The following is a 22573-nucleotide window of genomic DNA, read 5'->3' on the forward strand; positions in this document are numbered from 1 at the left end:
CAGTGGAGCAGAATGCACGGCGGCGTGTCGACGCATGCGCGGCCAAATGACGCCGCGGATCGTGAAAAATCTGCTAAAATTTCGAAGCTATTTCAGCGCGGCGACCAGACCGGCATCAGGAAAACAGGTGGCCGCCTGACCATTCTTTTCCTGCCATCTGCCGATCGAGCGGCGGGTCTTGAAGCCCGGCAGGCCGTCGGCGCTGCCAACATCATAGCCCTTGGCTTCAAGGGTCCGCTGCAAGGCGGCGATATCGGAGCGGTGGAGATCGCCGACCGGACCCCAGTTACCGGAAAAATTCTGATCGCCATGGGCAATGCGGTCGGCGCCGTGGCCGATGAACAGCGCATAGAGGTCGCTGGTGTTGTATTCCTTCAGCACGTAGAAATTGGGGGTGGCGATGAAGGCCGGGCCGCTGCGGCCGGCCGGCATCAGCAGGAAGCCTTCCGTCTTCAGCTCGCTCGCCGGGAACGCTTTGCCGCCCACGCGCTTGATGCCCATGGCGGCCCATTGCGAAATCTTTTTGCCCTGGTCCGGGCCTTCCAGCGAACAGGAGACGCTCTCGGGAACGGTCACCTCGAAACCCCAACCGCGTCCCCTCACCCAGCCATAATGGACAAGGTAATTTGCGATCGAGGCCAGCACGTCAGGCGTCGAATTCCAGATGTCGACGCGGCCGTCGCCGTCGAAATCCACAGCATGTTTCAGGAAAGAGGTCGGCATGAATTGCGGCTGGCCGAGCGCGCCGGCCCAGGACGATTTCATCGCGCCGACCGGGGCCAGCCCGCGTTCGACGATTTCCAGCGCCGCCAGCAGCTCGGTGCGGAAGAAATCCTTTTTCGTCGACATGAACGCCTTGGTGCCCAGCACCTCGAAGGCGTCGTAGGGCATCTTCGCCGCGCCGAATCCGGTCTCGCGGCCCCAGATCGCCAGAAGGATTTCACCCGGCACGCCGTAACGCTTTTCGATCGCGGCAAGCGTGCGGGCATTGGCGGCTTCGCGGGTGCGTCCACCCGATGTCACCGCACGAACCGTCTTCTCGGCAAAATAGGCGCCGGGCGAACCGAACTCGGCCTGGTGCTGCTTTTGCGGCGTCTTCGGCTTCTCGCCTGGCAAGACAAGATCGGGGAGATCGAGATTGGGCTCGATGCCGGTGAACGCGGCGTCGAACGTGCTTTTGGAAATGCCTTTCGCCTTGGCGTCGGGCCAGAGGTCGGATTGGAGCCATGCGCGGAACTGGTCGTCGATGGCGGCGGATGCGGGGATGGTGAGGAGGACGGCGAGGAGTGCGGCCAGAAAGGAAAGCAAAGCCAACCTGAGAGGTTGGGGGGCGTGCACCACCTGCCTCAAAAGATGCGTGACGGTCATCGTGCGCATCCTCTCCGCCGATCTGGTCAAAACGCCGTGCGCGAGCGCAGCGCGGCGGCCAGAGTACCTTCGTCGAGATAGTCGAGTTCACCGCCGACCGGCACGCCGTGCGCCAGACGCGTTATCTTGACCTCGAAGCCGGAGAGCTGATCGGTGAGATAGTGCGCGGTGGTCTGGCCCTCGACCGTCGCGTTGACGGCGAGGATGACCTCCTTGACCTCGCCGCCGGCTATGCGGTCGACCAGCGAACGGATGTTGAGCCGATCGGGGCCGATGCCGTCGAGCGGCGAAAGCGTGCCGCCGAGCACATGGTAGCGCACATTCATCGCCGCCGCCCGCTCCAGCGCCCAGAGATCCGAGACGTCCTCGACGACGATCAGGGTGGCGGCATCGCGGCGTGGGTCCGTGCAGATCATGCAGGGGTCCGAGGTGTCGACATTGCCGCAGGTCGAGCAGATGCGCACCTTGTCGGCGGCCTCGCCCATGGCGGCGGCGAGCGGCGACAGCAATTGTTCCTTCTTCTTGATCAGGTGCAGCGCCGCGCGCCTAGCTGAACGGGGGCCAAGCCCCGGCACCTTGGCCAGAAGCTGGATCAGGCGTTCAATCTCGGGACCGGCGATTCGCTTGGACATCGCACTGATCTAGGATTTTTCAGAGCGGTTTGAAACATCCCTGTCGACGCACGGTCCGCCATGCTGCCATGCGAGAATCAGTTGGTTTCGAGCGGGCGACCCTGGCTGACGATCATCGCGCCTATGGCGTCGGTGTTCTCAGGCGTCGACTGGAATCCCATCGATGCTTCCTGCGGAGCGTCCTGGACCGAGGAGATGACCCTTTTGTTCGAGGTTCCGCTGTTCAAGGTTCCGCTGTTCAAGGTTCCGCCAAAACGGGCGGCGTCCGGCTCTTCCATCGGCTCCTGCATCGCAATTTCGATTGGCTTCGCCTGGACTCGCGCGGACTTTGCCGACGGCGCCGCGGATGCGGTCAGATAGGTCTGCTGCGCGGGAGCAGTGCGAGCGGGCGCCGGCTTGGCCGGTTCCGCCGCTGCGGTCATGTAGACCTGTTCTGCCGGGGCATTGCGGGCGGTCGCCTTGGCCGGGCGCACCATCTCGACGGACGCGACACGCGTCGCGGGTACTCCCGGCAACGCGGCTGGCGACTCGGCCGACGCGACCATCGGCTCATCCGGCAGCGGCTGCCAGTTGCGGCCGCGCTTTTCGTAGAAGGCATTGCCGCCGGCAACCATGGTGTAGTGCATGTTCTTGTAGGGGAAGCGCAGGCCGGCGGTGTGGAAATACATCGTGTTCTTGAGCTTGGCCTTGCGCTCGCCCTTGAGCACGGCGTCGGCGGCCTCCTCGACATCGGGCATTGCACGTGAATTCATCGCCCTGGTCATGACGCCCGGCGCGAACTGCCCGGGCTCGCCCACCACCTGGCAGATGGTGCTGCCATGATTGCCCGAGCGCAGCCGGTTCATCACCACCGTGCCGACGGCGATCATGCCATCGCGGCTCGACCGGTTGGATTCGAAGAACATCGCCCGTTCCAGGCATTCCCTGTCCTTCGGCGTATGGCTGTAGGCGCGCGAACTCAGGAAGCTCGGCGTGATGGCGTCGGTCAGGCTGGCGACCGACATGCCGTGCGAGGTGGTCTGGCTGCAAGCGGCCAAGAAAAGGGGAGACGTGACGACGCCGAGCAATAGCGGCGTCTTCCATCGCGTGGCTATCAACAGGTAACCCTCTCACTTCAATGCCCGCCCCCAGGCTGCGGCAAGAATGAGACACTTTCGGGCAAAATGATGGCCAAAACGTTATTAACGGCGGACTGTTGCCTAATTGACACAAATCGAGGCTTTCCAGATGGATCGGGCCGTCGTTTCACACGGACAATAACCGCCTTTTCTTCGTTTTGCCGCAATTCCGCTGGGGTAAACGCCATACGCTTTTTGCCGGGAAGAGCGCGCCACGGCTTCCCAGAACAGTCTATCGCCCGGCGGCGATTGCTGCCGGCCAACCGGGTTCGATCTCTTCGATCGTGTCTGAAAACAGGCCCCGCCTGAGAAACAGCGCCCGCGCCTCCCTGGCCGTCGGCGCGATCTTGCCCGGCCAGTCGCTATCGATGAACTCGGCCTTGGTGAAATCAGGATTTGTTTCGGAGGCCGCCTCCAGGAACTCGGCGATTTCCAGCACGATGGCGCGTTCATCCTTCGAAAGCGCCGACGTGCCGGCCTCGATCGACGGGCGGTGCACGAAATCCTCGAAGAGATTGAAGTAGCCCTTGATGCCGACGAGATCGACACCTGCATCGCAGTCGGCGAGGATCTCCAGAATCTCGTAGATCCTGTTGCGGATACGCTGCTCGATCAGTCTTTCTGACGGCTCGCCGATCATGGGCGCACCGAACGCCTAAAAAGGCAGTTTCATTCCCGGCGGGATGGGCAGGCCGGCGGTCAACGCCTTGGTTTTTTCCTGCATGATCTGCTCGACCTTGGCCTTGGCGTCATTGTGCGCGGCAAGAATCAAATCCTCGAGGATTTCGACCTCGTCTTCCCTAAACAAAGAGGGGTCGATCTTCAGCGACTTGATGTCGAACTTTCCGCTCAACGTGATGCTGACCAGACCGCCGCCGGCCTGGCCGACGGCTTCGACCGTGGCGATCTCATCCTGCATGGCCTGGAACTTGGCCTGCATTTCCTTCGCCTTGCCCATCAGGCCGAGAAGATCTTTCATGGTCCGATCCTTTGCGGATTAGTGCTGGATATCAGGGTTCGTCGTCATCGGCCGGCGGCTCGACCGGGATTTCGGCGTCGGTCGCGTCGGCGTCCGGCGTATCTGGAATTCGCACATCGATGATCTTGGCGCCGGGAAAGCGGGCCAGGATGGCGGCCACGGTCGGGTCGTTCCTGGCGTCGAGGAAGGCGTTTTCACGCTTCGTCGATTCCATTTCGGCCAACGTCTGGCCGCCGTCTTCCTTCGACAGCGACACCAGCCAGCTGCGGCCGGTCCAGGCGCGCAGTTTCGTCGTCAGCTCGTTGAGTAGCATCTTGGGCGCGTCATCGGTCAGGCTGACGTCGATGCGGCCGGGTTCGATGTGCACCAGCCGGATGCAGCGCTTGACCAGCACCTTGAAGGCGATGTCGCGCTGCGCGTCGGCGAGGGCAACGATGTCGGCCAGCGATTTCAGCGGTACGGCTTGCGTCTCCGGCGCAGGTTGCGGGGGCGCTACGAAGGCGGCCGGAGCGGGCGTGGCCTCGACCAGCCGCATGGTCTGCGCGCCGCCCGACCCGCCAGGAATGCGCGCCTGCGCCACGGCGCTGGCGCCTTTGCCGCCTGCACCGCCATTGCCGGGGTTCACGGGCGCGCCGTTCGGGCGCGGCGCGGCGCCAGTCGTCGAAGCACCGCTCTCCAGCGATCTCAGCGCCTCGTCCAATGTCGGCAGGTCGGCGGCGTGCGCCAGCCGGATCAACACCATTTCGGCGGCACTGACCGGCCGGTTGGAGGACTGCACTTCGGGAATGCCCTTGAGCAGCATCTGCCAGGTCCGTGACAGCACGCGGACCGACAGCGCCCTGGCGAAATCGGCGCCGCGCTGGCGCTCGTCCTGCGACAGCGAGGCATCGTCCATGGCGGTCGGCACGAAGCGCAAACGGGTGACGAGGTGGTTGAACTCGGCCAGATCGGTGAGCACGGCGGCCGGATCGGCACCGGTGTCGTATTGCGCGCGGAATTCGCCGAGTGCTGCCGCCACATCGCCCTTCATCACATATTCGAACAGATCGACGATGCGGGCGCGGTCGGCCAGGCCAAGCATGGCGCGAACGGCCTCGGCGCTGACGGAGCCGGCGCCATGGGCGATCGCCTGGTCGAGAATGGAGAGCGAATCGCGGGCGGAACCTTCCGCAGCGCGCGCGATCATGGCCAGCGCGTCGTCGTCGACTGAAATGCCTTCCTTGCCGGCGATCGAGGAGAGATGCGCGACCAGCGCGCCGGCGTCGATGCGCCGCAGGTCGAAGCGCTGGCAGCGCGACAGGACGGTGATCGGAACCTTGCGGATCTCGGTGGTGGCGAAGATGAACTTGACGTGCGGCGGCGGTTCTTCCAGCGTCTTCAGCAGGCCGTTGAAGGCCTGCGTGGACAGCATGTGCACTTCATCGATGATGTAGACCTTGTAGCGAGCCGAGACGGGCGCATAGCGCACGCGCTCGATGATGTCCCTAATGTCGTCGATACCGGTGTGCGAGGCGGCGTCCATCTCGATGACGTCGACATGGCGGCCTTCCATGATCGCCTGGCAATGCTCGCCAAGCACGGCGAGGTCGACCGAGGGCTGGTCAACGATGGCGGTTTTATAATTCAGGGCACGCGCCAGTATGCGCGCCGTCGTGGTCTTGCCGACGCCACGCACGCCGGTCAGCATCCAGGCCTGGGCAATGCGGCCAGTGGCAAAGGCGTTGGTGAGGGTGCGCACCATCGGCTCCTGGCCGACGAGCTCGGAGAAATTCGACGGACGGTATTTGCGCGCCAGCACGCGATAGGCAGCGGCCTTGCCCGTCGCCAGACTATCGGGCCCCGAATTTCCGGCTTCGCTCATTCGCCCGTTAAGCTCCAAAAGGCCGCCCAAAGGCGCCGATTCCTGCGCATAGTCTCGCCCGCGCTGCAATGCGTCGTCAATGTCGCGAGGAGGGCCGATGAGGTGGGAGGCTGGAACAATGACCCGTTCCGGGCTCGTTAGGGCTGCTTCCTTCCGGACCTGACCCGGTTGGCGAGTGGATCGTCCACCACCAACCTCCCGCTGTCCATATCGGCAATTGCGCGACGAAATGCAAGTGCGCAGGCAAATCGGCACCGCGAACCACGAGATTCGCTTGCAGCCCCGGTGCAGCCGCTTTAGCGTTCAGGGTTTGAGGAAGCCAAGAAAAGCAAGGGAAACGCCGATGCTGCCGGGCCTGAAGGCCGGATTCACGCTGGATGCCCGGCTGGAGGCTGACAGCGAGCAGTTGATGTGGCTTGGGCTGTGCGAATTGCGGGTGATGAACGACCGCCGCTGGCCATGGCTGCTCCTCGTGCCGCAGCGGCCGGGCGCGGAGGAGATCCACGACATGACGCCGCTCGACCAGGCGATGCTGACCTTCGAGACCAACATGGTGGCGCAGGCGCTGAAGAAGGTGAGCGGCTGCACCAAGATCAACACCGGCGCGCTCGGCAACATCGTGCGCCAACTGCATGTCCACATCATCGCACGGTCCGAGGGCGACCCCGGCTGGCCCGGCCCGGTGTGGGGACATGGCCTGCGAGAGCCGTATGAGCGTTCCGACCTGCGCCGGTTTGCCGAAACGATAAGGGCAGCGCTATAAGCCTTCCCCGTGTCCATCCAAGCATGTCCATCCCAAAGCAGCAGAGTCCCTATGAGCTTCCGCCTGTTTGACGCGCCCCTGCGTGAGCCGAGCCAGTTCGTCGGCTTTGCCGGCAACACGATCGACCGGCAATCCGAGAACCGCGCAGACGATTCGGTCGACAAGGCGCTGGCCGATCCGACGACACGGCTGCTTTTGATGAATGGCGGCCGGCTCCACCTGAAACTGGCGGATGGCGGTTTCGACCCTTGGTACCGCGTCGCCGAGAGCGAGCCCTTCCGCCCTTCCTTCGACCAAAGTGTCCTGCTCGGGTTTTCCGAACAGGGGCCGGTACTGGCGGTCTTGGCCGGCATCGATGCCGAACAGTTGCCTGAAACCGTCAAGGCGATCGATTACCGCTCGGTCTATATGCAAGGGCTGATCGACGAGGCCGCCGCCGGCGCGATGGCGCAAGGGGCGGCCCTGCTGGCTTGGCACGCCAGCCACCGCTTCTGCAGCAAATGCGGCACCGAATCGCAGATGCGGGCGGGTGGCTACAAACGCCATTGCCCCAATTGCGGCACCGAGCATTTTCCGCGCACCGACCCGGTGGCGATCATGCTGACGGCGACGCGGGAGAAATGCCTGCTCGGGCGCGGCCGGCATTTCGGGCCGGGGATGTATTCGGCGCTTGCCGGCTTCATCGAGCCGGGCGAGACGATCGAGGCGGCGGTGCGCCGCGAAACGCTGGAGGAAGCCGGAATACGGCTCGGCCGCGTCGTCTACCACGCCAGCCAACCCTGGCCGTTTCCCTATTCGCTGATGATCGGCTGCTTCGGCGAGCCGCTCAACGACGATATCCAGGCCGATCTCGACGAGTTGGAGGACTGCCGCTGGTTTTTGCGCGACGAGGTGCGCCTGATGCTGGACCGTGCGCACCCCCACGCCCTGGTCACGCCGCCGAAAGGCGCCATCGCGCATCACCTCATCCGTGCCTGGGTCGACAGCGAATTGTGAATATCGAAGTCATTACAGGAGAGACAAATGATCCGTCACACCGTCGTCTTCACGCTGAAGCACCCGCCGCATTCGCTGGAGGAAAAGCGATTTCTCGTCGACGCCAGGAAAATCCTCTCGGCGATCCGGGGCGTCACGCATTTCGAGCAATTGCGGCAGATCAGCCCCAAGAACGATTATCGGTTCGGCTTCTCGATGGAGTTCGCCGACCAGGCCGCCTACACCAGGTACAACGACCATCCCGATCATGTCGCCTTCGTGCGCGACCGCTGGGTACCGGAGGTCGAGACCTTCATGGAAATCGACTACGTGCCGCTGGGCTGGTAGCTCAATCCGCCACCTTCCACTGCTCGCGTGACTCGCTGGCCGGATAGACGCCGAGGATCCGCACTTCCCGCGAGAAGAAGCGAAGCTCGTCCAGCGCCAGCTTGACCAGCGGATCGTCTGGGTGGCCCTCGATGTCGGCGTAGAACAGCGTCGCAGTGAAGGCGCCGAGCTGATAGCTCTCCAGCTTGGTCATGTTGATGCCGTTAGTGGCGAAGCCGCCCATGGCCTTGTAGAGCGCGGCCGGCACGTTGCGGACGCGAAAGATGAAGGTCGTCATCATCTTGACGTCGGGTGCCGGGCGCTCGGCCCATTGCTTGCTCTTGGTCAGGACCACGAAGCGGGTGACGTTGCTGTCGGTGTCCTCGACATTCTCCTCGATGACGTCGAGCCCGTAGAGCGTCGCGGCCAGCGCCGGGGCCAGCGCGGCCATGGTGCGGTCCTTGACCTCGGAGACCATCTTGGCGGCGCCCGCCGTGTCCCCCGCGACTACTCCCTTCCAGCCGTTCTTGCGAATGTATTTGCGGCACTGGCCGAGGGCGTGGATGTGGGTGTGCACGGTCTTGATCTCGTCGCGCCTGACGCCGGGCAGCACCATCAGCTGGAAATGGATCGGCAGGAAATATTCGCCGACAATGTGCATCCTCGATTCCGGCAGAAGATGGTGGATGTCGGCGACGCGTCCGGCGATGGTGTTTTCGATCGGGATCATGGCGAGATCGGCCTTGCCGGTCTCGACGGCATTGAACGCGTCCTCGAAGGTCGGGCAAGGCAACGGCTCCATCGAGGGATAGACGTTGCGGCAGGCGGTGTCGGAATTGGCGCCCGGCTCGCCCTGGAAGGATATTCTGTTGGTCTTTTCAGGCATGCGGATATCTCAGTTTGAAAGAATTTCCCTGGCGCGTTCCAGGTCATGCGGCGTGTCGACGCCAAGCGGCAGCGACTGCACGATCTCGGCGTCGATGCGCATGCCGGCCTCCAGTGCCCGGAGCTGCTCCAGCCGCTCGCGGCGCTCCAGCGGCGACGGCTTCAGCGCGACGAAACGCTCGAGCGCGGCGCGGCGATAGGCGTAGAGACCGATATGGTGATAGAGCGGCCCCTCGCCCCACGGTGCCGTGGCCCGGGTGAAATAGAGCGCCCGCAACCGCGTGCCGGAGAGCGGCGAGCCGACGATCTTGACGACGTTGGAATTGGTCTTTTCCTCCTCGCGGACGATCTCGACGCCGAGCGTGGCGATATCCACCGTGGCGTGCTCGAACGGCCTGAGCGAGGCGGCGATGATGGCAGGATCGATGGTCGGCAGGTCGCCCTGCACATTGACGATCGTTTCGACCTTGCCCAGGGGATCAAGAGCAACCAACGCCTCGTGGATGCGATCCGAGCCGGACTCATGATCCATGCGCGTCATCACCGCCTCGAAGCCATGCGCGCGCACCGCCTCGGCCACGCTCTGCGTGTCGGTCGCCACCACCACCCGGCCAAGGCCGGCTTCGGCCGCGCGGCGGGCGACATGCACGATCATCGGCGCGCCTGATATATCGGCCAGCGGCTTGCCCGGCAGGCGGGTCGAGGCCATGCGGGCCGGTATCAGGATCAAGGTGGACATCGGTCTGGCAAGGCGTCCGAAACGAGGAGGGGAAAAGTGGCAAAAGGTCTCACTGGCAGCGCCCTTATAGGTGTTGCAACGCCCGAGCAAAAGACCTAGTTTCCGCCCGATTTGACCGGCTCTGGAGGGCAGGTCTCGATACCGACGGACGGAGTGGACGGATCAGTCCGCCGGAAAAGGGAGCAAGGGGCGAATGGATTCCAACGAAGTCAACAAACTGCTCGCCGGATTGCTTGGAACTGTCTTCGTCGTTTTCTCGGTCGGCCTGGTGTCGGACGCGCTGTTTGCCTCGCCCGCGCCGGAAAAGCCCGGCTTCGCCATCGAGGCGACCGAACCTGCCGAAGGCGGCGCGGCTGCGCCGGCAGCAGCCGAAAAGCCGATCGCCGACCTCCTGGCCAGTGCCAGCGTCGACCAGGGCGCTGCCATCTTCAAGAAGTGCCAGGCCTGCCATTCCGGCGAAAAGGGCGGCCCAAACAAGGTCGGCCCCGATCTTTGGGATCTCGTCGACCGCCCGGTCGCCGAGCATGAAGGCTTCGCGTATTCGGCCGGCATGAAGGAATTCTCCAAGGGCGGCTCCGAGAAGTGGACCTACGACAACATCAACCACTTCATCACTTCGCCGAAGAAATTCGTGAAGGGCACGGCGATGGGCTTTGCTGGCCTGCCGAAGGAGGAAGACCGCGCCAACGTCATCGCCTATCTGCGCACGCTGTCGGACAACCCCAAGCCGCTGCCGGCGCCGGGCGCCGCCGCGGACGCCTCCGCGCCCGCCAAGCCAGCTGATGGAGCCGCCCCGGCAAAGCCTGCGGCGCCGGCCGCACCGGCAAAATAACCGGAAATACCGTGGTCATCTTGAAAAAGCCGGGTTCTGCCCGGCTTTTTCGCTAGGGAAAAAACGCATGGTGCGGCGACAAAGCCGCGCATGGCGGTTTTCACGAGCGCCAAATCATCTAGATTGCGTCTGGATGATCCGCAGGCATGGCGAAGAGGATAGTGCATGACGGTTGGCCGAACGCTTCTAAGGTCGTTGCTGGCGGCGGCCCTGCTGGCGGCGGGGTTGCAGGCAACCCGGGCCGACGAGTGGCGGACCACCTCATCGCTGATCGGCGAATCCAAATACGGCGACAATTTCCAGCACTATGACTACGTCAATCCGAACGCGCCGAAGGGCGGCACGCTGAATTCGGTGCTGCTTGGCACCTATGACAGCTTCAATCCCTATATCGTCCAGGGATCGCCGGCGGCGGGTCTCGTCGGATACGGCGGCGGCCTGCTCTACGACACGCTGATGGAGCAGGCGACCGATGAGGGCAGCGTCAGCCATCCCCTGATCGCCGACGCCTACAAATACCCGGCTGACTATTCCTCGGCGACGTACCGGCTCGATCGGCGCGCCAAATGGCATGACGGCCAGCCGATCACCGTCGACGACGTGATCTGGTCGTTCAAGGTGCTGAAGGCGAACAGCCCGCAATACAGCCGCTATTTCGAGAACGTCACCGATGCGGTGGCAATCTCCGACCGCGAGGTCGAATTCCATTTCAACCAGAAGGGCAACCGCGAACTGCCCAAGATCATGGGCGACCTTGCCGTGCTGCCGAAACACTGGTGGGAAGGCAGGGACGCCAGCGGCAAGAAGCGCGACGTCACCAGGCCGACGTTGGAAATCCCGCTCGGCTCGGCCGCCTACAAGATCGCCAGCTTCAAGCCGGGTTCGGAGATCGTCTGGCAACGCGTACCGGACTACTGGGCGGCCAAGCTGCCGGTGAAGGTAGGCCGCGAGAATTTCGACACGCGCCGATACACCTACATCCTCGACGACAATGCCGCCTGGCTTGCCTTCACCAAGGGCGGGCTGGAAGACATCAACCGTGAATACAGTTCCCGCAAATGGGCGACGGCCTATAATTTCCCGGCCATCAAGGCCGGCGACGTCATCAAGAAGGATTTCCAGACCCACTCGCCACAGCCGATGCAGGGCTTTGCTCTCAACCAGAGGCGGCCGCTGTTCCAAGACCGGCTGGTCCGCGAAGCACTGACCATACCGTTCGATTTCGAAAGCATGAATCGTACACTGTTCTTCGGTTTCAATACCCGAACATCAAGCTATTTCCAGGGTACCGAACTAGCATCCAGCGGATTGCCGCAGGGCAAGGAACTGGAAATCCTGGAAAAATACCGCGACAAGCTGCCGCCGGAACTCTTCACCCAGGAATTCAAGCTGCCTGTCTACGACTCTCCGCAAGCGGAGCGAAAGTACCTGAAGCAGGCCGTCGATCTCTTCGCCAAGGCCGGATGGGTCATCAAGGGCGGCAAGATGGTCAACGCCAAGACAGGCGCACCGTTCAAGTTCGAGATCCTCGGCTGGAATGACACAGACCAGGTGATCGCCAGCCCCTATATAGCCAATCTGCGCAAGATCGGCGTCGACGCTACTCTGCGCATCATCGACCAGACGCAGTACATCAACCGCGTCAACAACTTTGATTTCGATGTCGTGACGGGTCTGTTCGGCCAGTCGGATTCGCCCGGCAACGAGCAGCGCGATTTCTGGAGTTCCAAGGCGGCCGATGCGCCTGGTTCGCGCAACCTGATGGGCATCAAGGATCCAATCGTCGACGCGCTGGTCGATCGCATCATCTTCGCCACCGATCGCGATGATCTCGTCGCCGCCACACACGCACTCGACCGCGTCCTGCTGTGGAACTTCTATGTGGTGCCGCAATATTACCGTTCCGCGGTCTGGCTGGCCTATTGGAACAAGTTCAAGTTCCCCGACAAGCAGCCTGCCTATGTAGGCGCCGATATCGATTCCTGGTGGGTCGATCTCGACAAGGAAAAAGCGCTGGCGGCCAAATACAAGGGCGGCAATTGATGGGTAGAAGATCAATGGCGGTGTTGCCCCGCCGCGATTTTCTCGCCCTTGGCGCGGCTGCCACTGCCGCCGCCTTGCTGCCGCGCAAGGCTTTCGCCGATATTGCGACCGGCACCAAGCTGCACGGTCTGTCCGCCTTCGGCGATCTCAAATACAAGCCTAATTTCCCGCATTTCGACTATGTCAATCTCGACGCGCCTGTTGGCGGCATCTTCAATTTCTCGCCGCCGAATTGGGGCTACAATCAGGATACCCAGACCTTCAACACGCTGAACTCCTTCGCCAACAAGGGCGACGCGCCGCCGCGCATGGAGATGTGTTTCGACGCGCTGATGGTGCGGGCGCTCGACGAACCCGACGCGGTCTATGGCCAGATCGCGGATGGCGTGACGCTCTCCGACGACCGCAATGGCTTCACCTTCTCGCTTCGGCCCGAGGTGCGTTTCCATGACGGCACGCCGCTGACGGCGCAGGACGCAGCTTTCACCTTCAAGCTCTACAAGGAGAAGGGCCATCCCGACCTATCGCTGTCGCTGACGCATATGGTCGATGCCGTTGCCGTCGATGACCGCACGCTGCGGCTTACTTTTTCCGGCAAGCAATCCGCCCGCACCGTGCTCAACGTGGTGGAATTCCCGATCCTGTCCAAAGCCTTCTACACGGCAAATCCATTCGATTCCTCGCAATTGAACGCGCCGCTCGGCTCAGGTGCCTATAAGGTGGGGCGCCTTTCGGCCGGGGCGTGGATCGAATACGACCGGGTGGCGGACTATTGGGGCCGCGACCTTGCGGTCAATCGCGGCCAGAACAATTTCGACCGTATCCGCATCGAGTTCTACCAGAACCGCAACGCCGGATTCGAAGCCTTCAAGAAGGGTGAGATCACGTATCGCGAGGAATTCGTGTCACGCGTTTGGGCCACCGGCTATGACTTTCCGGCCTTGGCCGCCGGCAAGGTGATCAAGCACGAATTCCCGGCCGAGAAGCGGCCGTCCATGCAGGCCACGGCCGTCAACCAGCGGCGCGAGCAATTTCACGATCCCAGGGTGAGGCAGGCGATTGCGCTGTGCTTCGACTTCGAATGGACTCGCCGCAACTTCTTCTACGGCTCCTACGAGCGCTCGCAATCGTGCTTCGAGAAATCGGATTTTCGCGCCGAAGGGCTGCCCTCGCCGCAGGAACTCGCTTTGTTGGAGCCGCTGCGAAGCCATCTCCCGGCAGAGGTCTTCGGCAAGGCAGTGACCCAGCCCGCATCCGACGGCTCCGGCCGTGACCGCAAGCTGCTTGGCCAGGCGGCAAAGCTTCTGTCCGCGGCCGGCTGGAAACGGTCGGGTGACTTCGTTGTCAATGCCAAGGGTGGCAGGCTTTCGGCCGAGTTTATGGTTGACGACGATACCTTCGTTCAGGTCTATTCGCCCTGGGTCGCCAATATGAAGGCGATCGGCATCGACGCCACGATCCGGCTGGTCGATTCGGCGCAATACCAGGCGAGACAGGCGAGTTTCGACTTCGACCTCTTGTCTGCTGCTTTTTCGTTCAGCGCGACGCCAACTCGCGACGATCTCGAAGTCTTCTTCCATTCGAGCACCGCCGGCGTCTCCGGTTCCCGTAACTTGCCGGGTATCTCCGATCCCGCGGTCGACGCGCTGATCAACGCAGTGGGCGCGGCAAAGGACCGTGAAAACCTGACCGTGGCCATGCGTGCGCTCGACCGGGTCTTGCGCGCGCGATGCGATTGGATTCCTAGTTGGTTCCTGGCGAATCACCGCGTCGCCTATTGGGATATGTTCGGCTTTGTCGAGCAAAAGCCCGATTTCGGCTTTCCGGTCGAGACGCTGTGGTGGTTCGATAAGGGCAAGGCGGCAAAAATTGGCAAAGGCTGATATGTTCGCACGAGCAGGACGCATGGCCTGATGGGCGCCTATATACTGCGCCGTATCCTTTTGATGATCCCGACCCTGTTCGGCATCATGGCGATATCCTTCGCCGTCATCCAGTTCGCCCCAGGCGGCCCGGTCGAGCAGGTCATCGCCAAGCTGACCAACCAGGGCGGCAGCGACCGCCTCGGCGGTGGTGGCGGCGACGCGGGCGGCTCCAATTTCGATGCCGCCGGCGATGTCGGTTCGAAATATCGCGGCGCCCAGGGTCTCGACCCCGAATTCATCAAGAAGCTGGAAAAGCAGTTCGGCTTCGACAAGCCGCCGCTCGAACGCTTCGGCATGATGCTGTGGAATTACGCCAGGTTCGATTTCGGCAACAGCTATTTCCGCGATATTTCCGTGCTCGACCTGATCCTTGAGAAGATGCCTGTGTCGATTTCGATCGGACTCTGGATCACGTTGTTGTCCTATCTGATCTCGATCCCGCTCGGCATTCGCAAGGCTGTGAAGGACGGCAGCCCCTTCGACGTCTGGACCAGCGGCGTCGTCATTGTCGGCTATGCCATTCCGGGCTTCCTGTTCGGCATCCTTTTGATGGTGCTGTTTGCCGGCGGCTCGTTCTGGGACTGGTTCCCGTTGCGCGGCATCGTCTCCGACAATTGGGACCAGTTGTCCTGGCCGGCCAGGATTGCCGATTATTTCTGGCACATGACCTTGCCGCTGACGGCGCTGGTGCTGTCGGCCTTCGCCACGACGACGCTTTTGACCAAGAACTCGTTCCTGGAGGAAATCCGCAAGCAGTATGTGGTGACGGCGCGCGCCAAGGGCCTGTCGGAACGGCAGGTGCTTTACGGGCACGTCTTCCGCAACGCCATGCTGATCGTCATCGCCGGCTTCCCGGGCGCCTTCATCTCGGCCTTCTTCACCGGCTCGCTGCTGATCGAGAACATCTTTTCCCTCGACGGGCTCGGCCTGCTCGGCTTCCGGTCGGTGGTCGAGCGCGACTATCCCGTGGTGTTCGCCAATCTCTATATCTTCTCGCTGCTTGGCCTGTTCGTCGGGCTCCTATCCGACCTGATGTACACCTGGGTCGATCCGCGCATCGATTTCGAGCGGAGAGACGTCTGATGTCGGAGGCAAGCGTTACCGCCGGTGTCTTGCCGGAGCGGCTCCCACGCCCGTTCCTGTCGCCGCTCAACAAGCGTCGCCTGCAGAATTTCAAGGCCAACCGGCGCGGCTACTGGTCGCTGTGGATTTTCCTCGTTCTGTTCGTCCTGTCGCTGTTTGCCGAATTCATCGCCAACGACAAGCCGATCATCGCTTCCTACAAGGGCGAAATCCTTTTCCCGGTGATGGTCGCTTACCCCGAGGAAAAATTCGGCGGCTTCTATGCCGTCACTGACTATCGCGACCCGGTAATCCAGGACGAGATCAATGCCCATGGCTGGATGATCTGGCCGCCGATCCGCTATTCCTACCAGACCGTCAACAACGCCATTCCCGAAGCGGCACCCGCCAAGCCGTCGTGGGAATATGACGCCAAGACGCGCTGCAACCAATATCCACAAGGAGCCGATGACCCGGCCTGCAATGTCGGTAACTGGAACTGGCTCGGCACCGACGACCAGGCGCGCGACGTGCTGGCGCGCGTCATCTACGGTTTCCGCATTTCGGTGCTGTTCGGCCTGATCCTGACCGCGGGCTCGGCGCTGATCGGTGTCGGCGCCGGTGCGTTGCAGGGCTATTTCGGCGGCTGGACCGATCTGCTGTTCCAACGCTTCATCGAGATCTGGTCGGCGATTCCCGTGCTTTATCTGCTGCTCATCGTCGCCGCCATCCTGCCGCCGGGCTTCTTCATCCTGCTTGGCCTGATGCTGCTGTTCTCCTGGGTGGCGCTGGTAGGCGTGGTGCGAGCCGAGTTCCTGCGCGCCCGCAACTTCGAATATGTCAACGCGGCGCGCGCGCTCGGCGTGCGCAACCGCACCATCATGTTCCGGCACCTGCTGCCCAACGCGATGGTGGCGACATTGACCTTCCTGCCCTTTTTGCTGAGCGGATCGATCTCGACGCTGACCTCGCTCGACTATCTCGGCTTCGGCCTGCCGCCCGGCTCCGCCTCGCTCGGCGAACTGCTCAAGCAGGCGCAGCGCAACCTCAACGCGCCTTGGCTCGGCATATCCGGCTTCGTCGTCATCTCGCTGATGCTGTCGCTGCTGGTCTTTGTCGGCGAGGCGACGCGCGACGCCTTCGATCCGCGCAAGACGTTCAAATGAGCGAAGCCCCCTTGCTCAGCGTCCAGGACCTCAGCGTCGCCTTCAGCCAGGACGGCGGCCAGTCTGTCGCCGTCGACCATATCTCGTTCGACATCGCCAGGGGCGAGACGGTGGCGCTTGTCGGCGAATCCGGCTCCGGCAAATCGGTCTCGGCGCTATCGGTGCTGAAGCTGCTGCCCTATCCCAGCGCCAGCCACCCATCGGGCAAGATCCTGTTCCAGGGCGCCGACCTGCTGGCCATGAGCGAGAAGCAATTGCGGCAGGTGCGCGGCAACAAGATCACCATGATCTTCCAGGAGCCGATGACCTCGCTCAATCCGTTGCACACGATCGAGCACCAAATCGTCGAGATCCTGAAGCTGCATCAAGGCATGAGCGACCGTCCGGCCAAGGCGCGCACGCTGGCCCTGCTGAAAGAGGTCGGCATCCGCGATCCGGAAAAACGGCTCGATGCCTATCCGCACCAGCTTTCGGGCGGCCAGCGCCAACGCGTCATGATCGCCATGGCGCTCGCCAACGAGCCGGAACTGTTGATCGCCGACGAGCCGACGACGGCGCTCGACGTCACTGTGCAGGCACAGATCCTCGAACTGCTCGCGGGCCTCAAAAGCCGCAAGGGCATGTCGATGCTGTTCATCACTCATGATCTCGGCATCGTGCGCAAGATCGCCGATCGGCTCTGCGTGATGACCAAGGGCAAGATCGTCGAGACCGGACCGACCAAGGACATCTTCGCCAGCCCGCAGCATCCCTATACGCGTCATCTTCTGGCCGCCGAGCCGAAAGGCAAGCCACCAGCCGCCAATGCCGAAGCCAAGCCTGTCATGACCGGCAAGGACATCAAGGTCTGGTTTCCGATCAAGCAGGGCTTCTTCCGGCGCACTGTCGATCATGTGAAGGCGGTCGACGGCATCGACGTCACGGTGCGCGCCGGCCAGACGCTGGGCGTGGTCGGAGAATCCGGCTCCGGCAAGACCACGCTCGGCCTGGCGCTGGCGCGCATGATCTCGTCGACCGGAACCATCAAGTTCAACGGCCGCGACATCAACCAGCTCACCTTCAACGCCATGCGGCCGCTCAGGCGCGAACTGCAGATCGTCTTCCAGGACCCGTTCGGTTCGCTCAGCCCGCGCATGTCGATCGCCGAGATCATCGAGGAAGGCCTGAAGATCCACGAGCCGAAGCTGTCGCCCGACGAGCGCGATGACAAGGTGGCCGCCGTGCTGATGGAAGTCGGCCTCGACCCGGCGACCCGAAACCGCTATCCGCACGAATTTTCCGGTGGCCAGCGCCAGCGTGTCGCCATCGCGCGCGCCATGGTGCTCAACCCGCGCTTCGTCATGCTGGACGAGCCGACATCGGCGCTCGACATGAGCGTGCAGGCGCAGGTCGTCGATCTCCTGCGCAATTTGCAGGCCAAGCACGACCTCGCCTATCTCTTCATCAGCCATGACCTCAAGGTCATCCGGGCGCTGGCCAATGACGTCATCGTCATGCGCAACGGCCAGATCGTCGAAGCCGGCCCTTCCGAACAGATTTTTGGAAATCCGCAAACCGACTATACTCGGGCGCTGATCTCGGCCGCCTTCAAGATCGAGACGGCGCCGACAGGCGTGGTCAGCGAGTGATCCCTATAAGGAAGGACTGAACGAACCGCGATGGAAAAAGGCCGTATCCTGCTTGCCGTCACCGGCTTTCATCCGCAGCGCTGGCGCGACCTGTTGTCGGCCGAGCGCGAGGTGGTGCTGGAGCCGGACGGCGCCAAGGATCCCTCGATCACCTATGCGGTGGTCTGGAAGCACAAGCCCAACCTGATGTCGTCGCTGCCCAATCTGCGCGCCATCTTCTCCATCGGCGCCGGCGTCGATCATATCTTCGCCGATCCCGGCCTGCCCGACGTGCCGATCGTCAAGGTCGTCGCCGACAACCTCACGCAGTACATGACCGAGTACGTCGTCTGGCGGGTGCTCGACCATCATCGGCAGGGCCTGCTCTACAGGTCGCAGCAACTGAAGAAGATCTGGCACGAACCGCAACAGAGGCCGGCCGGCGACATTTCCGTCGGCATCATGGGTCTCGGCAGTCTCGGCCGGGCCGCGGCCTCGGTACTTCTGTCGCTCGGCTTCGCGGTCAATGGCTGGTCGCGCACCGACCGGCCGATGAACGGAGTGGCCACCTATTCCGGCGAAGCAGGCCTGATCCCGTTCCTCAATGCCACCGACATTCTGGTGGTGCTTCTGCCGTTGACGCCGGATACGCAAGGCATCATCAATTACGGCGTGCTGAAGGAGTTGCGCAAGCGCAACGGGCTTGGCGGCTCGGTGCTGATCAACGCCGGGCGTGGGCGCCTGCAGAAGGACGCCGACATCGTGCGGGCATTGGACGACGGCACGCTGAAGGAAGCGAGCCTCGACGTGTTCGAGGTCGAACCGCTGCCGAAGACCAGTCCGCTGTGGCGCCATCCGAAAGTGTTCGTGACGCCGCATGCCGCGGCGACCTCCGATCCCGTGCACCTGGCGCCGATCATGCTGCGCCAGATGGACGCTTTCGAGCGCGGCGAGAAGCTCGACAATCTGGTGGACCGCAAGGCGGGATATTAACCAGACATCGTCGTCACCTGGCCAAGTCCCAGTCCTGAAAACATTTCTTGATCGCCCGAACCGAAGACAGCTGCAGCTTCTGCAGATCGATCTGCTCCAACATCGCCCTGTATCTCTGCCGGTTTTTCGGCGTGGCCACGGCGATGTGGTGGATCATGTCCCATTTGATGCTGTCGCGCCCGCCTTCCAAGCCACCGCGCCTCGCCCTCTCGAACAGGGTTCGCCTGAAATAACGCAGCAGACTTGCCGAAGTGGAGATGTCCAGCAGGATCAATCCCGTCGCGCGCTGGAAGCGTTGCGGCATGCAGACCGAGTAGTTTCCGTCCATCACCCACCGCTCACCGGCGATCGCGGCGTCATGCAAGGCAATGAACTCGTCCCTCGGACGCTGCTCCCAATCCGTGTTGGGCAGATGAAAGAGCAGATCGAGATGGATAGGCGTCAGGCCACGCTTGCGCGCGATAGCGTCGGCAAGCGTCGACTTGCCGCTGTTGGACGGCCCCAAAATGCAGATGCGATCGCCGAGGTCCGAGAGGTTCACCGGATGGATCCTAGCAAGATGGACGATTGGTCATCAGCCGGGTAGAGCGAACTTCTTCTGCTTGTCCGGCTTGCCGCAGTCGCGGCGGCCGATGGACCGGTTCATGGCATCGATTTCGCCTGACGCCTTGTCGCTGTCGCGCTGCGCCTTGGAGCGCATGTCGGGCGTGAACGGGCCGAATCCCATGGCGGGATTGGAGAAGGTCGGCTTGGCGGTGGTCGGGAGATTATATTGCTGCGCCAATGCGTTGCGCTGCGCCAGCAACTGATCGCATGGCACGCTGTCATATTGCAGCGAGGATTCGATGTTGGCGTCCTGCCGCTCGGACGCTGAATTGCCGACGCAGCCGGCGGTTGCCAGGCAAGACGCCAAGATCATCATGTTCCAGCGCATCAAAGTGCTCCTCCTGATATCCCGCCCTGATGCGACCAGATCGCAAATATCAATCGCGCACGCAAATCGGACTTTTTCGCAGCAGTACAAAGCAGTGTCGGAATCACCGCCGTGAGTATCATCAGACTTCAAGCCGCGTGCGCCTTCCGTGCCACGACGGCCAGCCCTTTGACGGGCTCGCGGCGATCCTGGCGGATGCTTGTTGGCTCCAACGCCACGATCCAGAGGCCGTTGGCTTCGAGGGTCCGCCTGACATAGCCATCCGAATGGGCGTAGCGCCGCGACGGCTTCAGTGCCAAGTCGCCGCCATCCGCCAGGCTCTCGACGGAAAAGGCGAACAGGCCGTCTTGGGCGAGCAGGCCGGCGACCGTTCCCACAAAACCTTCGAGCCCGCCAATGTAGATCAGCACATCGGCCGACGTCACCAGATCGGCCTTGTCGCCCGAATAGGAAAGATCCTGCAAATCCGCTTTTGTCAGCGCGTCATAGATATTTTTTGCCTGCGCTTTCCTCAGCATTCTTGCCGAAATATCGACGCCCTCCAGCCGGTCGACGATCGGCCTCAGCCTCTCGCCCATCAGTCCGGTGCCGCAGCCCAGGTCGAGCGCCAGGCGGAAGCGGCCCGGCCTTGCCTTGCGGATGGCGGCGTCGAGCACCTCGGGCAGCCGGTAGTCGAGCTTACCGATCAGCATCTCCTCGAACGTCTCGGCATAGTGGTCGAACAGCGTCTCGACAAAGGCGCTGGGCGGTGCCATTGAGGCCGGGCCCTTGCCGATCAGATGCAGTTTGAGAGCCGCGCCCTGGCGATCGGCCGGATCGAGTTTCATCGACGTCGTCCAGGCTTGCGCCGCCAGATCGAGCCTGCCTGATGTCTCCTGCATCTCGCCGAGCCGAAACCAGCCCATTGCCCATTGCGGCGCCAGTTCCAGCGCGCCGAGCAGCAACTCGGCCGCGGCAGTGTGATCACCGGAGGCAAAGAGCATTTCGGCATAATCTGCACGGCGATCGGCGTTCGGGTCGCCCGACGAGGTCTGAAGCGGTTTCATGATGATGGTTCCACCGGCAGGGTAGCCGGCCGCCCATCTCTGTAGAGCAAAGCATGCCGAAGCTGAACCGAATTGAGCGGGCTTTGCCCGGGAGTCAGCAGTCTCGGGCAACAGGCTTCCCGCGGCGGAATTATATCCTATCTTGGCATCATGCGCGCCAGCGACCTGCTTCATCCCCGGCCCGAAGGCCTCTATTGCCCGCCGGGAGATTTCTTCATCGACCCGGTGCGACCGGTGAACCGGGCGCTGATCACGCACGGCCATTCCGACCATGCGCGTTCCGGCCACGGCTCGGTGCTTGCGACGCAGCAGACGCTCGGCATCATGGGGCTGCGCTATGGCGAGGACTTTGCCGGGACGACGCAGGCAGCTGCGTTCGGCGAGACGATTGCCATCGACGGCGTCGATGTCAGCTTTCATCCGGCCGGCCATGTGCTGGGCTCAGCGCAGATATCGGTCGAGCACCAGGGCAGGCGCATCGTCGCCTCCGGCGACTACAAGCGGCAGAAGGACGCGACCTGCGCGCCGTTCGAGCCGATCGCCTGCGACATCTTCATAACCGAGGCGACCTTCGGCCTGCCGGTGTTTCGCCATCCGCCCGACACGGAAGAGATCGCCCGCCTCTTGAAATCGGCGGCGCAATTCCCGGAGCGTTCGCATCTGGTCGGGGCCTACGCCCTGGGCAAGGCGCAGCGGGTGATGCGGCTGCTGCGCGACGCCGGTTACGACAAGCCGCTCTACATCCATGGCGCGCTGGCCAGGCTCAGCGAATATTATCAGAGCCAGGGTATCGATCTCGGCGAACTCGAGCCGGCGACGGTGGAGAGCGGCGGCAAGCAGGATTTCGCCGGCGCCATCGTGGTCGGCCCGCCATCGGCCTTCGCCGACCGCTGGGCGCGGCGCTTTCCCGATCCGATCTCGTGCTTCGCATCGGGCTGGATGCGCATCCGCCAGCGCGCCAAGCAAGGCGGCGTCGAGCTGCCGCTGATCATCTCGGACCATGCCGACTGGGACGAACTGATCATCACCATCAAGGAGACCGGCGCCGAGGAAATCTGGGTCACGCACGGCCGCGAGGAAGCGCTGGTGCGCTGGTGCGAGTTGGAAGGCATCGCCGCGCGGCCGCTGCATCTGGTGGGCTATGAGGACGAGGGCGATTGATGGCAATTGCTGATCCGCTAATCACCGGCGCCGCGATCCTTCCCACCCCCCTCTGGCCTGCCGGCCATCTCCCCCGCAAGGGGCCTGTTGCGCAATTCTGGCATTGTGATTCACTTCGATTATTGCTCGGAGGGATTTGCGATGGCGGTGAAGCGGA

At 62.8% G+C, this 22573-nt stretch carries 22 protein-coding genes and 1 other RNA gene; 11 read left to right on the plus strand and 12 right to left on the minus strand.

Features of this window, described 5'->3' with window-relative positions; genetic code table 11:
* Positions 1-87: 87 nt before the first annotated feature.
* The 7 genes from FJ941_RS18305 to ffs all read right to left on the minus strand — a co-directional run bounded on the left by FJ941_RS18305 (position 88) and on the right by ffs (position 6157).
* Complete coding sequence (locus FJ941_RS18305; protein WP_246673869.1) at positions 88-1368, minus strand: lytic murein transglycosylase; 1281 nt, start codon at positions 1366-1368, stop codon at positions 88-90.
* 26 nt (positions 1369-1394) lie between these two features.
* Positions 1395-2000, minus strand: coding sequence for a recombination mediator RecR (recR, locus tag FJ941_RS18310; RefSeq protein ID WP_140507706.1), 606 nt, complete (start codon positions 1998-2000; stop codon positions 1395-1397).
* A 77-nt stretch (positions 2001-2077) separates the two neighbouring features.
* Positions 2078-3097 (minus strand): cell wall hydrolase, encoded by a 1020-nt coding sequence (locus FJ941_RS18315; RefSeq protein ID WP_140507707.1) that lies wholly within the window; start codon positions 3095-3097, stop codon positions 2078-2080.
* 253 nt (positions 3098-3350) lie between these two features.
* Positions 3351-3758 carry a hypothetical protein gene (locus FJ941_RS18320; protein ID WP_140507708.1) on the minus strand — a complete coding sequence of 136 codons (408 nt, stop codon included), beginning with the start codon at positions 3756-3758 and terminating at the stop codon, positions 3351-3353.
* 15 nt (positions 3759-3773) lie between these two features.
* Positions 3774-4097, minus strand: a complete 324-nt coding sequence (locus FJ941_RS18325) for a YbaB/EbfC family nucleoid-associated protein (RefSeq protein WP_027142071.1) — start codon at positions 4095-4097, stop codon at positions 3774-3776.
* 31 nt (positions 4098-4128) lie between these two features.
* Complete coding sequence (locus FJ941_RS18330; RefSeq protein WP_140507710.1) at positions 4129-5958, minus strand: DNA polymerase III subunit gamma/tau; 1830 nt, start codon at positions 5956-5958, stop codon at positions 4129-4131.
* A 102-nt stretch (positions 5959-6060) separates the two neighbouring features.
* Positions 6061-6157, minus strand: an RNA gene (ffs, locus tag FJ941_RS18335) — signal recognition particle sRNA small type.
* Between the two features lie 144 nt (positions 6158-6301).
* On the opposite strand from ffs, the gene FJ941_RS18340 reads away from it, so the two are divergent.
* Genes FJ941_RS18340 through FJ941_RS18350 form a run of 3 tightly spaced genes read left to right on the plus strand, consistent with a single transcriptional unit; the run spans position 6302 to position 8044 of the window.
* Positions 6302-6721: an HIT family protein gene (locus FJ941_RS18340; RefSeq protein ID WP_140507712.1), complete on the plus strand. Its 420-nt coding sequence runs from the start codon at positions 6302-6304 to the stop codon at positions 6719-6721.
* Between the two features lie 51 nt (positions 6722-6772).
* Positions 6773-7717 (plus strand): NAD(+) diphosphatase, encoded by a 945-nt coding sequence (gene nudC, locus FJ941_RS18345; protein WP_140507714.1) that lies wholly within the window; start codon positions 6773-6775, stop codon positions 7715-7717.
* A gap of 27 nt (positions 7718-7744) precedes the next feature.
* A complete protein-coding gene (locus FJ941_RS18350; protein ID WP_140507716.1) occupies positions 7745-8044 on the plus strand; it encodes a Dabb family protein in 300 nt (99 codons plus the stop codon).
* Position 8045: 1 nt separating this feature from the next.
* On the opposite strand, the gene FJ941_RS18355 is transcribed toward FJ941_RS18350, so the two are convergent.
* Together FJ941_RS18355 and FJ941_RS18360 are read right to left on the minus strand one after the other, a co-directional pair.
* Complete coding sequence (locus FJ941_RS18355) at positions 8046-8909, minus strand: prephenate dehydratase (protein ID WP_140507718.1); 864 nt, start codon at positions 8907-8909, stop codon at positions 8046-8048.
* 9 nt (positions 8910-8918) lie between these two features.
* On the minus strand, positions 8919-9647 hold the full coding sequence (locus FJ941_RS18360; protein WP_140507720.1) for a 3-deoxy-manno-octulosonate cytidylyltransferase: 729 nt from the start codon (positions 9645-9647) through the stop codon (positions 8919-8921).
* A gap of 193 nt (positions 9648-9840) precedes the next feature.
* On the opposite strand from FJ941_RS18360, the gene FJ941_RS18365 reads away from it, so the two are divergent.
* The 7 genes from FJ941_RS18365 to FJ941_RS18395 all read left to right on the plus strand — a co-directional run bounded on the left by FJ941_RS18365 (position 9841) and on the right by FJ941_RS18395 (position 19275).
* The gene (locus tag FJ941_RS18365) at positions 9841-10479 is read left to right on the plus strand and encodes a cytochrome c family protein (RefSeq protein ID WP_140507722.1); all 639 of its coding nucleotides are present in this window, start codon (positions 9841-9843) and stop codon (positions 10477-10479) included.
* Positions 10480-10644: 165 nt separating this feature from the next.
* Positions 10645-12522 carry an extracellular solute-binding protein gene (locus tag FJ941_RS18370; protein ID WP_140507724.1) on the plus strand — a complete coding sequence of 626 codons (1878 nt, stop codon included), beginning with the start codon at positions 10645-10647 and terminating at the stop codon, positions 12520-12522.
* Between the two features lie 14 nt (positions 12523-12536).
* The gene (locus FJ941_RS18375; protein WP_140507747.1) at positions 12537-14405 is read left to right on the plus strand and encodes an extracellular solute-binding protein; all 1869 of its coding nucleotides are present in this window, start codon (positions 12537-12539) and stop codon (positions 14403-14405) included.
* A 30-nt stretch (positions 14406-14435) separates the two neighbouring features.
* On the plus strand, positions 14436-15530 hold the full coding sequence (locus FJ941_RS18380; protein ID WP_027142081.1) for a microcin C ABC transporter permease YejB: 1095 nt from the start codon (positions 14436-14438) through the stop codon (positions 15528-15530).
* Positions 15530-16675, plus strand: coding sequence for an ABC transporter permease (locus FJ941_RS18385; RefSeq protein WP_140507725.1), 1146 nt, complete (start codon positions 15530-15532; stop codon positions 16673-16675). Before FJ941_RS18380 ends, FJ941_RS18385 begins: the two co-directional genes overlap by 1 nt.
* The gene (locus tag FJ941_RS18390; protein WP_140507727.1) at positions 16672-18303 is read left to right on the plus strand and encodes an ABC transporter ATP-binding protein; all 1632 of its coding nucleotides are present in this window, start codon (positions 16672-16674) and stop codon (positions 18301-18303) included. Before FJ941_RS18385 ends, FJ941_RS18390 begins: the two co-directional genes overlap by 4 nt.
* A 30-nt stretch (positions 18304-18333) precedes the next feature.
* Positions 18334-19275 carry a glyoxylate/hydroxypyruvate reductase A gene (locus FJ941_RS18395; RefSeq protein WP_027142084.1) on the plus strand — a complete coding sequence of 314 codons (942 nt, stop codon included), beginning with the start codon at positions 18334-18336 and terminating at the stop codon, positions 19273-19275.
* A 13-nt stretch (positions 19276-19288) separates the two neighbouring features.
* On the opposite strand, the gene FJ941_RS18400 is transcribed toward FJ941_RS18395, so the two are convergent.
* Genes FJ941_RS18400 through FJ941_RS18410 form a run of 3 tightly spaced genes read right to left on the minus strand, consistent with a single transcriptional unit; the run spans position 19289 to position 21255 of the window.
* A complete protein-coding gene (locus FJ941_RS18400; protein WP_140507729.1) occupies positions 19289-19816 on the minus strand; it encodes an AAA family ATPase in 528 nt (175 codons plus the stop codon).
* 33 nt (positions 19817-19849) lie between these two features.
* Positions 19850-20341 (minus strand): hypothetical protein, encoded by a 492-nt coding sequence (locus FJ941_RS18405; protein ID WP_246673870.1) that lies wholly within the window; start codon positions 20339-20341, stop codon positions 19850-19852.
* Entirely contained in the window at positions 20338-21255 is a 918-nt protein-coding gene (locus FJ941_RS18410; protein WP_140507730.1) for a methyltransferase domain-containing protein, read from the minus strand. The genes FJ941_RS18405 and FJ941_RS18410 overlap by 4 nt, the downstream gene beginning before the upstream one ends.
* 150 nt (positions 21256-21405) lie before the next feature.
* On the opposite strand from FJ941_RS18410, the gene FJ941_RS18415 reads away from it, so the two are divergent.
* Positions 21406-22416 (plus strand): ligase-associated DNA damage response exonuclease, encoded by a 1011-nt coding sequence (locus FJ941_RS18415; RefSeq protein WP_140507732.1) that lies wholly within the window; start codon positions 21406-21408, stop codon positions 22414-22416.
* The last annotated feature ends 157 nt before the right edge of the window (positions 22417-22573 follow it).

Origin of the sequence: Mesorhizobium sp. B2-3-13 (assembly GCF_006442195.1) — a bacterium.
Classification (GTDB): domain Bacteria; phylum Pseudomonadota; class Alphaproteobacteria; order Rhizobiales; family Rhizobiaceae; genus Mesorhizobium; species Mesorhizobium salmacidum.

What these genes read in the sequence shown, in the direction of transcription:
- FJ941_RS18305 (WP_246673869.1), bottom strand. Translation starts at nt 1,368, where the DNA reads ATGACCGTCACGCATCTTTTGAGGCAGGTGGTGCACGCCCCCCAACCT.
- recR (WP_140507706.1), bottom strand. Translation starts at nt 2,000, where the DNA reads ATGTCCAAGCGAATCGCCGGTCCCGAGATTGAACGCCTGATCCAGCTT.
- FJ941_RS18320 (WP_140507708.1), bottom strand. Translation starts at nt 3,758, where the DNA reads ATGATCGGCGAGCCGTCAGAAAGACTGATCGAGCAGCGTATCCGCAAC.
- FJ941_RS18325 (WP_027142071.1), bottom strand. Translation starts at nt 4,097, where the DNA reads ATGAAAGATCTTCTCGGCCTGATGGGCAAGGCGAAGGAAATGCAGGCC.
- FJ941_RS18330 (WP_140507710.1), bottom strand. Translation starts at nt 5,958, where the DNA reads ATGAGCGAAGCCGGAAATTCGGGGCCCGATAGTCTGGCGACGGGCAAG.
- FJ941_RS18340 (WP_140507712.1), top strand. Translation starts at nt 6,302, where the DNA reads ATGCTGCCGGGCCTGAAGGCCGGATTCACGCTGGATGCCCGGCTGGAG.
- nudC (WP_140507714.1), top strand. Translation starts at nt 6,773, where the DNA reads ATGAGCTTCCGCCTGTTTGACGCGCCCCTGCGTGAGCCGAGCCAGTTC.
- FJ941_RS18350 (WP_140507716.1), top strand. Translation starts at nt 7,745, where the DNA reads ATGATCCGTCACACCGTCGTCTTCACGCTGAAGCACCCGCCGCATTCG.
- FJ941_RS18355 (WP_140507718.1), bottom strand. Translation starts at nt 8,909, where the DNA reads ATGCCTGAAAAGACCAACAGAATATCCTTCCAGGGCGAGCCGGGCGCC.
- FJ941_RS18360 (WP_140507720.1), bottom strand. Translation starts at nt 9,647, where the DNA reads ATGTCCACCTTGATCCTGATACCGGCCCGCATGGCCTCGACCCGCCTG.
- FJ941_RS18365 (WP_140507722.1), top strand. Translation starts at nt 9,841, where the DNA reads ATGGATTCCAACGAAGTCAACAAACTGCTCGCCGGATTGCTTGGAACT.
- FJ941_RS18370 (WP_140507724.1), top strand. Translation starts at nt 10,645, where the DNA reads ATGACGGTTGGCCGAACGCTTCTAAGGTCGTTGCTGGCGGCGGCCCTG.
- FJ941_RS18375 (WP_140507747.1), top strand. Translation starts at nt 12,537, where the DNA reads ATGGCGGTGTTGCCCCGCCGCGATTTTCTCGCCCTTGGCGCGGCTGCC.
- FJ941_RS18380 (WP_027142081.1), top strand. Translation starts at nt 14,436, where the DNA reads ATGGGCGCCTATATACTGCGCCGTATCCTTTTGATGATCCCGACCCTG.
- FJ941_RS18385 (WP_140507725.1), top strand. Translation starts at nt 15,530, where the DNA reads ATGTCGGAGGCAAGCGTTACCGCCGGTGTCTTGCCGGAGCGGCTCCCA.
- FJ941_RS18390 (WP_140507727.1), top strand. Translation starts at nt 16,672, where the DNA reads ATGAGCGAAGCCCCCTTGCTCAGCGTCCAGGACCTCAGCGTCGCCTTC.
- FJ941_RS18395 (WP_027142084.1), top strand. Translation starts at nt 18,334, where the DNA reads ATGGAAAAAGGCCGTATCCTGCTTGCCGTCACCGGCTTTCATCCGCAG.
- FJ941_RS18410 (WP_140507730.1), bottom strand. Translation starts at nt 21,255, where the DNA reads ATGAAACCGCTTCAGACCTCGTCGGGCGACCCGAACGCCGATCGCCGT.
- FJ941_RS18415 (WP_140507732.1), top strand. Translation starts at nt 21,406, where the DNA reads ATGCGCGCCAGCGACCTGCTTCATCCCCGGCCCGAAGGCCTCTATTGC.